The sequence below is a fragment of the Mobilicoccus sp. genome, from assembly GCF_032060985.1.
In the GTDB taxonomy this organism is placed as follows: Bacteria; Actinomycetota; Actinomycetes; order Actinomycetales; family Dermatophilaceae; genus Mobilicoccus.
On record NZ_DAMBGD010000004.1, the window covers coordinates 105,349 to 117,280 of the forward strand.

The following is an 11,932-nucleotide window of genomic DNA, read 5'->3' on the forward strand; positions in this document are numbered from 1 at the left end:
GTCTCGATCGAAGGCCACGGTAGCCCACGCGAGAGTGACCGGCACCACTTCCCACGAACACGGCTCGCCGACCCCCCGGGAGTCCTCAGACCCCCGGCGGAGGGACGTCCAGGCCCACGAGACAGGCGACGATCTCGGCGAGCGAGTGCTCGGGTTCCCTGTCGAGCGCGGCGGACGACGCGACGTCGGCCAAGGCCCCGTCGCCGGCGTGCCAGGCCCAGGCGGCGAGCACGGCCAACGCGGTCGCCCGCAGGGAACCCGGTGCCTGCCGGGCCAGGCGCAGCAGCACGGCGCGGGTGGCGACCCGACTCGCAAGGGCGTCCAGGGCGTCGGTGGGCTCGCGGGGCACGTCGCCGGGGGACTCGGCGTCGAGGGTGTCGAGGGGCGCCCGGACGTGGTGGACGGTGGGGTTCTCCCCCGCTCCCCGCCCGAGCGGCACGAGCCGACCGAGGAAGGCGTCGCGGAGGGGGACGTCGGCGAGGAGCGCGAGCACGGTCGCGACGTCCCGCACGGAGTCCTCGGGCCCCCTCCGGCCCCCGTCGTCGCGGGAGTCCGCCGAGCGGCCGTCGCCCGTAGGCCATCGCTGCGGGCCGGGGGGCCCGGGGTCGGCCGCCTCGTGCACGAGTCGCTCCCAGGCCCGCCACCCGCAGTCGAGGTCGACGCGGCCTCCCCGCAGCTCGGCGACCGCGGCATCGACCTCGGGCGACGGGGCCGGGTCGAGCAGGTCCTCGAGCGAGGAGCGGGACGGCAGCGGCGCGATGCCGCGCCCGACGTACTCGGCGACGAGTGCCACGTCGGCCGGGAGAGGAAGGGGTCGCCACTCCCCCGCCGCCCCGTCGTACCAGGCGTCGTTCGCGACGAGCACGCGCCGGACGCACGGGTTGTCCCTGCCGACCGCCTCCATGAGCTGGTCCTGGGCGGGGAAGGGTGGACGGTCTCCGACGAAGGCGACGACCAGCACCACGTCGGGATCGGAACGCAGGCGACGCAACCCCCCGACCATGCGGTCGACGACCTCGGTCGGCAGCGGACCGGCCTCGGGGAGGTCGACGCGTTCGACGAGCGCGAGCCGGCGGCCGTCGAGGGCGAGCACGACGAGCGCGTCGCGCAGGGCGAACCCCAGGTGGTAGGGCAGGAAGACGAGGAGATCGGGGAGGGACAGCAGGGGCGTCATGCCCTCGACGGTGCGCCCTCGAGGTCGACGCCCGCGGACGCCCCGAGCGCCCCTGGGGACGGCGCGGCGGACCGCCACGGGGGTGTGGACGACGCACGGCCCGGGGCCGTACCCCGGGCCGTGCGCCACCGACGTTCACATGAAGAGCTCTCAGCCGTCCTTGGGCAGCGACGTGAGCGTCGCCTTGAAGGGGAACTGGTCCCGCACGCCGTCCGCGATCTTCTTGAGGAGGTAGGAGTCCAGACCCGCGCCGATCGCCCCGCCCGCGACGGGCACGAGTCGGCCCATCTTGCTGAGGGTCGAGCGGCCCATGCGGGTGACGATGCGGAACCCGACGCCCTTGTTGATCGCCATCAGCAGCGCCCCGGGCAGCCGCTCCGTGGCGAGGTTGGCGAGGCGCCCACCGGTCTGGTAGCCGACCTTCTGGAGGAGGTCGTCGGAATCGGCGCCGATGAGTGAGAGGAGGATCGCCGAGCGCACGGACGGGTCGGCGATGTCGTAGCCGCGCACCGCCGCGATCGCGCCTGCCATGCGGGTGGCGACGATGTAGAACCCGGCCACGTTCGCGGGCAACGCGATGGGCAGGGTGACGAACCCACCGAGCCCCGTGACGAAGCCGTTGCCGGCCGCGAGACGCAGGTGGGCGCCGATGATGTCGTCGACGACGCGCTCGGGGTCGCTGCGCCGACGACGGGCGTCGTCGGCGACCTTCTGCGCGGAGTCGAACGACCCCTTGCCGTCGATGCCGACCTCGAGGATCCGCTCGACGAGCTTGGACGCCTGCGTGGCGATCGCGCCCATGTCCTCGGTGGCGACCGGCGCCGGTGCCTGCTTCTCCTTGTCGAAGATCCCCATGTGTGTCCTCCTGGGCCTCGTGGGTGGACGGGCCGTTCGTCGTGATCCTGCCGTGCCGCCGACGCCGAGCCTCGGGTGCTCCGTCGACGTGTCGTGCGCTCCCGCCTCCGCGGGTCCTGCCCATCATGGCCGACACCGCGGCGATGCACATCCGCACCGAGCGGCTCAGGCGGCGTCGCTCAGTGGCGCCCGCGCCTGATCTCCTCGAGGAACGCCTCGAGCTCGGCGCCGAGCTGGTCACCGGTGGGCAGGGGCCCGTCGGTGATGTCGGGCTCGTCGCCGCCGTCCTCGTCGTTCACGTGATCGTCACCGGCGGCGAGGCGGGCCAGGCGGGCGTCGTACTGCTCCTCCAGCGCCCGCACGATCTCGGCGGCCTCGGCCGACTCGGCGACCTCGGAGGCGATGGCGTGGGCGCTGTCGGCGGCGGCGAGCTCGAGGGCTGCGGGCGGCAGCGAGAGTCCCGCGGCGTCCGCCAACCGTTCGAGGGCGTGGGCGGCGCCGGCCGGGAAGTCGGACTGGGCCAGGTAGTGCGGCACGTGGACGGCGAATCCGGTCGCCGCGTGGCCCTGCTCGCCGAGTCGGAGCTCGAGCAGCGCCGCGAGCGAGCCCGGGATCTCGACCGTGCCGAACACGGGCTGTGCACCCGCGCGGACCTCGTCGGTGGTGCCGTGCAGTGTCGAGGTGACCGGTCGCGTGTGCGGCACCGCCATCGGGATGCCGTGGATCGACACGACGAGCTGCACCGACAGCCGTTCGACGAGGTCGACGACCGCGGCGCTCATCCGCTCCCACTGGTAGTCCGGCTCCGGGCCCCACAGCAGGAAGAACGGCGTGCCCGCATCGTCGACGATGCGGTACAGCGCGAGGCACGGGTCGCTGTAGGCGGTGTAGCGATCGCGCGAGAACGTCATGACCGGGCGCCGCGCCCGGTAGTCGAGCAGCTGGTCGACGTCGAACGTCGCGACGACCGTGTGCTCCAGGGTGCGCAACAGGTGCTCCACGAGGAGACGCTGTGCGTGTCCGGCGTCGAGGAATCCTCGTAGGGCGACGACCAGCGTGCCCGCCCGCAGGTCGGCCACGCCGGTGTCCGTTTCGAGCCGGTAGAGCGTCGAGGGGGTCTGCACCGGATCTCCTTCCGTCATCGATCACCAGGCAGAACGCACGGAGAGGCCCCACGATTCCCGAGGGTCGGCACCCGGTTGTGCCCGACCACCGTCCGCCCCGCGCCGGCCGCAGCCCACCCGCACCTCGACCATCCCTCGGACGACGGCCCTCCGGCCGCGACGAGACACGCGTCGGCGCTACGCCGCGTGGGCGTCCTCGACGGCGTCCATCGCCTTGTAGATCCGCTTCTCCGAGACGGGGTGCGCGGTGCCGAGCGATTGGGCGAACAGACTGACGCGCAGCTCCTGGATCATCCACCGCAGAGCGAGGACGTCGTCGGCGCGACGCTCGAGCGGCGGCAACGCCTCGACGAGCTTCACCCGCTCGGCCTCGACGGTGCGCACGATCTCGAGGCGCTGGGCGTCGCGCCATCCCTCTGCCGGGGCCTTCTCGAGGCGGAGGAGCATCCCCTGCAGGTAGCGGGGCAGGTGGCGAAGGTGCGCATGGCCGGTCTCGGCGACGAAACCGGCGTGCACGAGATCCTCGAGCTGCGCGGTGAGGTCGGCCTTCATCGCGGTCATCTCCGGCGTCGAGGGGTGCATCGCGTCGAGGGCGAGACGCACCGAGCGCGCCCGGTCCAGCACGGGGTGCACCCATTCGACGATCTCGATGACGGTGGGCACGATCTCCCGCTTGACGGCCGCGAGGGCCTCGTCGAACTGGGCCGGGGTGCGGATGAGGTCGCTGCCGGAGGCCGCCAGACTCCGGGCCGCGATGGCGTCGACCGCGGCGGCGAGGATGTCGTCGAGGAGCCCCTGCAGGGACCCGTGGGGGTTGTGCCCGAGGGCCAGCCGTTGGGCGTTGGTGAGCAGCCCGAGGATCCGCTTCCACGGGACGCTCGTGTTGAGCAGGATGAGGCGTCGCAGCCCCAGGCGGGTCGCGGCGACCTGTTCCGCGCGACCGGTGAGGACCTGCACGTCGACCGAATCGCCCTGGTCGACGAGGGCGGGGTAGCCCTGCACGTCGCGCTTGCCCACGCGCCGTTCGAAGACCTCCGGCAGTTCGGTGAGGTCGAAGGTCACCAGGCCGCGGCGTTCGACGTCGCTCGCCGCCTTCGCCATCGTCGAGCGCACCTGTGGCGCGAGGCGCTCCTGCAGCGCGGGGAGGTCCTTGCCCTCGGCGAGACGCCGGCCGCGGGGGTCCTCGACGCGGAACGTCATCCGCAGGTGGTCGGGCACGCGGGTCACGTCCCACTCCCCCGGCGCGACGCGGTGACCCGTCCGGATGTAGAGGGCCCGGGCGAGTTCGTCGGTGAGGGGGACGCCGGCGGCGAGTTCGGCCTCGTCCGCCTCGGCGAGCGCGGCACGGGCGTGGTCGGGCGTCGGGACGAAGAGCTTGCGGGTCGCCTTGGGCAGGCTCTTGAGCAGCGCCGTCGCCAGTTCGGGCCGCAGGCCGGGCACCTGCCAGTCGAAGCCCTCCTCGCTCACCTGGTTGAGCTGTTCGACGGGTATGTGGACGGTGACGCCGTCGGCGTCCGCGCCCGGCTCGAACTGGTAGGTGAGTCGCAGGCGCAGGTCGCCCTGGACCCATTCGTGCGGGTAGTCCCGGGCGTCGACGACGTCCGCGTCGTCGGAGACGAGGAAGTCCTCGGTGAACGTGAGCAACTCGGGGCGGCGGCGCCGTTCCTTCTTCCACCACGCGTCGAAGTGGGCCCCGGAGACGACGGTGGCGGGCACGCGCTGGTCGTAGAACTCGACGAGGGTGTCCTCGTCGACGAGGATGTCACGCCGCCGCGCCCGGGACTCGAGCTCGGCCAGCCGGTCGAGGAGTCGGCGGTTGTCGTGGAAGAACCGGTGCGGGGTGTCCCAGTCCCCCTCGACGAGCGCGTGGCGGATGAACAGATCCCGCGAGACCTCCGGGTCGATCGCACCGTAGCCCACCGGCCGTTCGGTGACGAGCGGGATGCCGTAGAGCGTCACGCGCTCGTTCGCGACGGCCCCGGCGCGCTTCCGGCTCCAGTGGGGCTCGCTGTAGGAGCGTCTGAGCAGGTGCGCCCCGACCTCCTCGATCGTCCTGGGATCGGCCGCGGCGTTCGTCCGCGCCCACAGCCGGGTCGTCTCGACGAGTTCGGCGCTCATCACCCAGTCCGGGGAGCTGCGCCGCAGGACCGATCCGGGCTGGATCGCGAACCGCGCACCCCGGGCGCCGAGGTAGTCGCGCCGCTCACGGTCGTACAGGCCGACCTGCGAGAGGAGCCCGGTGAGCAGGGCGGTGTGGATCGCCTCGGGGGTCGCGGGACGGGAGTTCGGGGTGAGGTCGAGCTCCCGCATCGTCGTCGTGAGCTGGCCGACGAGGTCCTGCCACTCCCGGATGCGGAGGTAGTGGAGGTACTCGGCCTTGCACATCCGCCGGAACGCGCTGCTCGAGAGCGCCTTCTGCTGCTTGCGCAGGTACTTCCACAGGTTGAGCAGGGTCGTGAAGTCCGACGTCTCGTCCTTGAACCGGGCGTGCTGCTGGTCGGCCTGGGCCTGCTTCTCCAGCGGACGCTCCCGGACGTCCTGGATCGACAGCGCCGCGGCGATGATCGTCACCTCGCGCAGGCATCCGGCGTCGGCGGCGGCGAGCATCATCCGGGCGAGCCGGGGGTCGACGGGGATCCGGGCGATGCGGCGCCCGACGTCGGTGAGTCGACGACGCGGGTCCTCCTGCTCGGGGTCGATCGCGCCGAGCTCGTGCAGCAACCGGAGGCCGTCGGTGACCATCCGCGAGTCCGGGGCCTGCACGAACGGGAACTTCGCGATGTCGCCGAGCCCGAGCGCGGTCATCTGGAGGATGACGCTCGCGAGGTTGGTGCGCAGGATCTCGGGGTCGGTGAATTCCGGCCGCGAGGCCTCGTCCTCCTCCGAGTACAAGCGGATCGCGATGCCGTCGGAGACGCGCCCGCAGCGCCCCGAACGCTGATTGGCGCTCGCCCGGCTGATCGGTTCGATGGGGAGGCGTTGCACCTTCGTGCGCTGGCTGTAGCGGCTGATGCGCGCCGTGCCCGCGTCGACGACGTACCGGATCCCCGGCACGGTGAGAGAGGTCTCGGCGACGTTCGTCGCGAGGACGACCCGCCGCCCCCCACCGCGGGAGAACACCCGGTGCTGTTCCTCGGCGGAGAGGCGCCCGAAGAGCGGGAGGATCTGCGTCCCCGGCAGGTCCATCCCCGCGAGCGCGTCGGCGGCGTCGCGGATCTCCCGTTCGCCCGAGAGGAACACGAGGATGTCCTCCCCGCCGCCGTCGCGGGCGCGCTCGGCGGCGCCGCCCTCGGTCCACAGCTCCTCGACGGCCTCGCAGATGCCCGTGATCTGGTCGATCTCGACCTCGACGTCGGGCTTGCCCGGGGTGCGGCTCGGTTCGACGCGGACGAGTGGACGGTGGCGGATCTCGACGGGGTAGGTGCGCCCGGAGACCTCGATGATCGGGGCGGGGGTGCCGTCGCGGTCGGCGAAATGGGCGGCGAAGCGCTCGGGATCGATGGTCGCGGAGGTGACGATGACCTTGAGGTCGGGTCGCCGCGGGAGGAGCTGCTTGAGGTAGCCGAGGACGAAGTCGATGTTGAGGCTGCGCTCGTGGGCCTCGTCGATGATGATCGTGTCGTATCGCCGCAGGTCACGGTCGCGCTGGAGTTCGTTGAGCAGGATGCCGTCGGTCATCACCTTGACGAGGGTGTCGCGGCTGGACTCGTCGGTGAACCGCACCTGATACCCGACCTGCGCGCCGAGGTCGACGCCGAGCTCGTGGGCCAGTCGCTCGGCGACCGACCGGGCCGCGATGCGCCGCGGCTGGGTGTGGCCGATCTGACCGGTGATCCCGCGCCCCAGCTCCAGACAGATCTTCGGGATCTGCGTCGTCTTGCCCGAGCCCGTCTCACCGGCGATGACGACGACCTGGTGATCGCGGATCGCGGCGGCGATCTCGTCGCGGACGGCCGAGACCGGCAGGTCCGGGTAGGTGATGTCGAGGGCTTGCGCCGCCTCACGACGGGCGGCCACCCGCCGCTCCCACGCCGCGCGCCGCTCCGCCTTCTGCTCCGGGGTGAGGGCCGGGCGATCACCCCGGCGTCCGCCGCCACGTGCCCCCTGCCGGGTTCGCGGACGGCCCTCCGCCTGAGGGCCCCCCTGTCGGCGACGTCCGCGGGAGGGACCCGCGGGCCCCTGCGGCCGGGGGTCGGCGGGCCGCGGCGGCTCGGATGGGGGCGTCTCGGACACGCCCTTCAGGATACGGGCGACGTCCAGCCGGTTTCCCCGGCCGCGGCCCGGGGGGCCTCGCGGGGGACGACACCGCACGCCGTCGTGTCGTGCGGAACGAGACACGCGGCCGGGTTCCCGGCGAACCGCCCCCCGGCGTCGAACTTCGTTCCTACGCTGGGCCCATGACCTCGCGACGCCGCTCGATCGGGCTGCTCCCCAAGATCCTCATCGCCATCGTCCTCGGCATCGTCTGCGGACTGTTCTTCCCCGAGTGGCTCACCAGAGCGTTCGTCACGTTCAACGGCCTGTTCGGCAACTTCCTCTCGTTCATCATCCCGCTCATCATCGTCGGACTCATCACCCCCGCGATCGCCGAACTGGGCAAGGGCGCGGGCAAATGGCTCGCCGTCACCGCGGCCATCGCCTACGGCTCGACGCTGTTCGCCGGATTCCTCGGCTTCGCCACGAGCATGGCGGTGTTCCCCTCACTGCTGACGGGCAAGTCGGCGCAATCGGTGACGAACCCCGAGGACGCCCTGCTCGCTCCGTTCTTCACGGTCGAGATGCCGCCGCTCATGGGGGTGATGACCGCCCTCATCCTCGCGTTCGTCGTCGGGGTCGGCCTCACCCTCGTCGACGGGGACGTCATCCGACGCGGCTTCGTCGAGTTCCGCGACATCGTCAACAAGGTCATCGCGGGAATCCTCATCCCCCTGCTGCCGCTCTACATCTTCGGCGTGTTCCTCAACATGACCGCCGCTGGCCAGGTGTGGAACGTCGTCACGACATTCCTCGGCGTCATCGTCATGGTGTTCATCCTCACCGTGGTGCTGCTGCTCATCCAGTATTCGATCGCCGGTGCGTTCTTCAAGAAGAACCCCCTGTCGATGCTCAAGGCCATGCTGCCGGCCTACGTCACCGCGCTCGGCACCTCATCGTCCGCGGCCACCATTCCGGTGACCCACCGCCAGGCCATGACGATGGGCGTGAGCGGGCCGGTGGCCTCCTTCGTCATCCCGCTCTGCGCGACGATCCACCTCGCCGGATCGACCCTGAAGATCACCTGCTTCTCCCTCGCGGTGATGTTCCTCTACGGCAAGCCCATCGACATCCCGACGATCGTCGGCTTCATCCTCATGCTCGGCATCATGATGGTGGCCGCCCCCGGTGTCCCCGGCGGCGCGATCATGACCGCCACGGGACTGCTGTCGACCATGCTCGGCTTCACCGAACCCCAGGTCGGCCTCATGATCGCCACCTACATCGCGATCGACTCCTTCGGCACCGCGACCAACGTCACGGGTGACGGCGCGATCGCCGCGGTCGTCGACACCCTCACCCGCCGCAGCCGGACGACCGAGACCGACACCGCCATCACCCCCACCACCTGACACCCCACCGCCCTGCCCCGCAGCACCCGAGGTGTCGTGGGCTCGGCGTCGCGGTGGTGAGAGGGTGGGGTCGATCGCACGTCCGCGACCCGACCCCGAGAGATGGAGGGCCCCGCATGATCCTCATCAACGTCAAGTTCCCCGTGAAGCCCGAGTACGCCGACCGGTGGCCCGAGATCGCGCGGGAGTTCACCGAGGCCACCCTCGCGGAGGAGAAGAACCTCTGGTTCGAGTGGTCCCGCAGCGTCGAGGAGCCGAACACCTACGTCCTGCTCGAGGCGTTCGAGGACGACGGCGCCGAGCCGCACGTGAACTCCGCCCACTTCAAGGCCATGCAGGAGGAGTTCCCGCAGTACCTCGCCGCGACCCCGGCGATCGTCAACGGCCGGATCCCCGCCACCGGCTGGGACACGATGTCCGAGATCAGCGTCGACTGACGATCGCTCGCCGCGCGCACCGCACTCACTGCGCTCGCCGCGCGTCGCTCACCACAGACATGGCGGGTCCCACAGGAGGGGCCCGCCATGTCTGCTGTCCGTGGCGTGTGCCGTCGTCGACCGCTGCCGTCGAGGACGGCTGCGCGAGCCCGTCGGTCAGAGCCCGGCGAGCAGGGCGCCGGGGCGTTCGACGCAGTCGGCGACGTACCGGAGGAACCCGCCGGCCACGCCCCCGTCGCACACCCGGTGGTCGAAGCTCAGCGACAACTGCGTGACCGGGCGGACGGCCAGCGCGCCGTCGACCACCCACGGCTTGTCGACGATGCGGCCCACGCCGAGCATGCCGGCCTCGGGGTGGTTGATGATCGGCGTCGACCCGTCGACCCCGTACACGCCGTAGTTGTTGAGCGTGAACGTACCGCCGGTCATCTCCGCAGGTGAGAGGGTCCCGGCGCGGGCGCGGCCGGTGACGTCCCGGATCGCGGCCGACAACTGCTCGGTCGACATCGCACTCGCGCCGTGGACGACGGGGACGACGAGTCCACGCGGCCCCTGGGCCGCGAGCGACAGGTTGACGACACCCTTGCGGACGATCTCTCCGGCCTCGGTGTCGACGGAGGCGTTGAGCTCGGGGAACCGCGCGAGGCCCGCGACGACGATGCGGGCGAGCAGGGCGAGATACCCGATCCGTGCGTCAGGCACAGTGGCCGCGAGGTCGTCCTTGAGCGAGCGCAACCCCGTGGCATCGACGTCGACCCACGTCGTCGCGTCGGGGATCTCCGACCGGGAACGGCTGAGCCGGTCCGCGATCGTGCGCCGGATGCCCGTGAGCGGCACCCGCTCGTCGCGCAGACCCGTCGTCGCCGTCGTGGGCGTCGTCCCACCGGCGCTCGGCCCGGTAGCGTCGGACGCGACGGAGGTCACCGATTCGGCGGCCCGTCGCGACTCACCCGAGGACCCCGCGCCGGAGTCGTCACGTGCGGCGCGGGCGGCCTCGACGTCCCGGCGGGTGATGATGCCGCCCGGCGCGGTGGGCGTGACGGAGAACAGGTCGAGGCCGTACTCCCGGGCGAGACGACGCACGAGCGGGGAGATCACGCGTACGGCCTCCCCCGGCCTGGACCCCGGCTCGTCCCGACCTCCGCGCGTCGACGCGTCCGCAGCGGAGGTGCCCTCGGTGGAGACGGGCGACGGCGCCGACGGCTCGGGGGTCGCGTCGTCCTCGGAGAGGGTGAGCGCCATCTCGGCCGCGGGGGCTCCGGCCGGGGCGCTCGAGGACGGGCGGCGCCCCACGCGGCGGCGCCGACCGCGCTTGGCCTCGGAGGTGCCGTATCCGATGAGGACGTTGCCGGACCCGGCCCGCTCCTCGTCCATCCGCTCCTGCGTCGCGGTGCTGCGCTCGGTGGCGTCCTCGACGAGGGCGGTGTCGGCCGAACTCGTGCCCGCGACCTCGACGCTGATGAGCGGCTTGCCGACGTCGACCACCTCACCGGCCTGCGCATGCAGGGTGGTGACCGTCCCCGCGAACGGACACGGCAGGTCGACCTGGGCCTTGGCCGTCTCGACGACGGCGATGATCTGGTCGACCGCGACCGTGTCGCCGACGGCGACGTCCCAGCTGATGACCTCACCCTCGGTGAGGCCCTCGCCGAGGTCGGGAAGGTCGAAGGTGCGCACGCTCATCGTCCGACCTCGCTCATCCCGCCACCGGCCCCGGCACCGACCCGCAGGTGGCGGTCGTCCGGTTCGTCGTCCCACTGGAGGCGGGCGACCGCGTCGAGGACCCGGTCGACACCCGGCAGGTGGTGGTGTTCGAGCTTCGGTGGCGGATAGGGGATGTCGAGTCCCGACACCCGCAGCACCGGTGCCGCGAGGCTGTGGAACGCCCGCTCCTGCACCCGCGCGGCGATCTCGGCCCCGACACCCGCGAAGCCCTGGGCCTCCTGGACGACGACGCAGCGACCGGTCCGGCGGACCGACTCGACGAGCGTGTCGTCGTCGTAGGGGTTGATGGTGCGGAGGTCGACGACCTCGCAGCTCCACCCCTCCTCCTGCGCCGCCGCGGCGGCCTCCATCGCGACGGGGACGCTCGGGCCGTACGCGGCGAGGGTGACGTCGGTGCCCTCGCGGCGGACGACGGCTCGTCCGATCGGCGTCCCCCCGCCGGCGGCGAGGGCCTCGAGGTCGACGTCGGCCTTGCTCCAGTAGAGCCGCTTGGGCTCCATGAACACCACGGGGTCCGGGTCCTCGATCGCGGCCCGGAGCATGACGTACGCGTCCTCGACGGTGGCCGGGGTGTAGACCCGCAGGCCGGGGGTGTGGGCGTAGTACGCCTCCGAGGAGTCGCAGTGGTGCTCGACTCCGCCGATCCCGCCGGCGTACGGCACGCGGATCACCATCGGCATCGGCAACGCGCCGCGCGTGCGGTTGCGCATCTTCGCGACGTGACTCGTGATCTGCTCGAACGCCGGGTAGGCGAAGGCGTCGAACTGCATCTCGACGACCGGGCGCAGACCCGCCATGCACAGACCGATCGCGAACCCGACGATGCCGGACTCGGCGAGGGGGGTGTCGAAGCAGCGGTCGTCGCCGAAGTCGCGGGCGAGGCCGTCGGTGATGCGGAACACCCCACCGGCGACGCCGACGTCCTCACCGAACACGAGGACGCGCTCGTCCTCGGCGAGGGCGTCGCGCATGGCCTGGTTGAGGGCGGAGGCGAACGTCGTCGCAGCCATG

General features: G+C 71.9%; 8 protein-coding genes. 2 read left to right on the forward strand and 6 right to left on the reverse strand.

Annotated elements, in window-relative coordinates:
* Nucleotides 1-85 precede the first annotated feature (85 nt).
* The 4 genes from RT054_RS04975 to hrpA form a co-directional block, all read right to left on the reverse strand.
* Entirely contained in the window at nt 86-1,174 is a 1,089-nt protein-coding gene (locus RT054_RS04975; RefSeq protein ID WP_313022393.1) for a DUF4192 family protein, read from the reverse strand.
* A 150-nt stretch (nt 1,175-1,324) separates the two neighbouring features.
* On the reverse strand, nt 1,325-2,029 hold the full coding sequence (locus tag RT054_RS04980) for an EcsC family protein (protein ID WP_313022395.1): 705 nt from the start codon (nt 2,027-2,029) through the stop codon (nt 1,325-1,327).
* 179 nt (nt 2,030-2,208) lie between these two features.
* Complete coding sequence (locus RT054_RS04985; RefSeq protein WP_312719376.1) at nt 2,209-3,153, reverse strand: PAC2 family protein; 945 nt, start codon at nt 3,151-3,153, stop codon at nt 2,209-2,211.
* A 177-nt stretch (nt 3,154-3,330) separates the two neighbouring features.
* Complete coding sequence (gene hrpA / locus RT054_RS04990; protein WP_313022396.1) at nt 3,331-7,386, reverse strand: ATP-dependent RNA helicase HrpA; 4,056 nt, start codon at nt 7,384-7,386, stop codon at nt 3,331-3,333.
* Nucleotides 7,387-7,550: 164 nt separating this feature from the next.
* Here hrpA and RT054_RS04995 point away from each other — a divergent pair, with 164 nt between their 5' ends.
* On the forward strand, nt 7,551-8,759 hold the full coding sequence (locus tag RT054_RS04995; protein ID WP_313022397.1) for a dicarboxylate/amino acid:cation symporter: 1,209 nt from the start codon (nt 7,551-7,553) through the stop codon (nt 8,757-8,759).
* 116 nt (nt 8,760-8,875) lie between these two features.
* A complete protein-coding gene (locus RT054_RS05000; RefSeq protein WP_312719383.1) occupies nt 8,876-9,196 on the forward strand; it encodes a putative quinol monooxygenase in 321 nt (106 codons plus the stop codon).
* A 156-nt stretch (nt 9,197-9,352) separates the two neighbouring features.
* Here the strand turns inward: RT054_RS05000 and RT054_RS05005 are convergent, their stop codons facing one another.
* On the reverse strand, nt 9,353-10,879 hold the full coding sequence (locus tag RT054_RS05005) for a dihydrolipoamide acetyltransferase family protein (protein WP_313022398.1): 1,527 nt from the start codon (nt 10,877-10,879) through the stop codon (nt 9,353-9,355).
* A complete protein-coding gene (locus RT054_RS05010) occupies nt 10,876-11,931 on the reverse strand; it encodes an alpha-ketoacid dehydrogenase subunit beta (protein WP_312719387.1) in 1,056 nt (351 codons plus the stop codon). Before RT054_RS05010 ends, RT054_RS05005 begins: the two co-directional genes overlap by 4 nt.
* Nucleotide 11,932: the final 1 nt, after the last annotated feature.

Excerpts from the sequence above, each read along its gene's own strand:
- RT054_RS04975 (WP_313022393.1), bottom strand. The coding sequence starts at position 1,174 with ATGACGCCCCTGCTGTCCCTCCCCGATCTCCTCGTCTTCCTGCCCTAC.
- RT054_RS04980 (WP_313022395.1), bottom strand. The coding sequence starts at position 2,029 with ATGGGGATCTTCGACAAGGAGAAGCAGGCACCGGCGCCGGTCGCCACC.
- RT054_RS04995 (WP_313022397.1), top strand. The coding sequence starts at position 7,551 with ATGACCTCGCGACGCCGCTCGATCGGGCTGCTCCCCAAGATCCTCATC.
- RT054_RS05000 (WP_312719383.1), top strand. The coding sequence starts at position 8,876 with ATGATCCTCATCAACGTCAAGTTCCCCGTGAAGCCCGAGTACGCCGAC.
- RT054_RS05005 (WP_313022398.1), bottom strand. The coding sequence starts at position 10,879 with ATGAGCGTGCGCACCTTCGACCTTCCCGACCTCGGCGAGGGCCTCACC.
- RT054_RS05010 (WP_312719387.1), bottom strand. The coding sequence starts at position 11,931 with ATGGCTGCGACGACGTTCGCCTCCGCCCTCAACCAGGCCATGCGCGAC.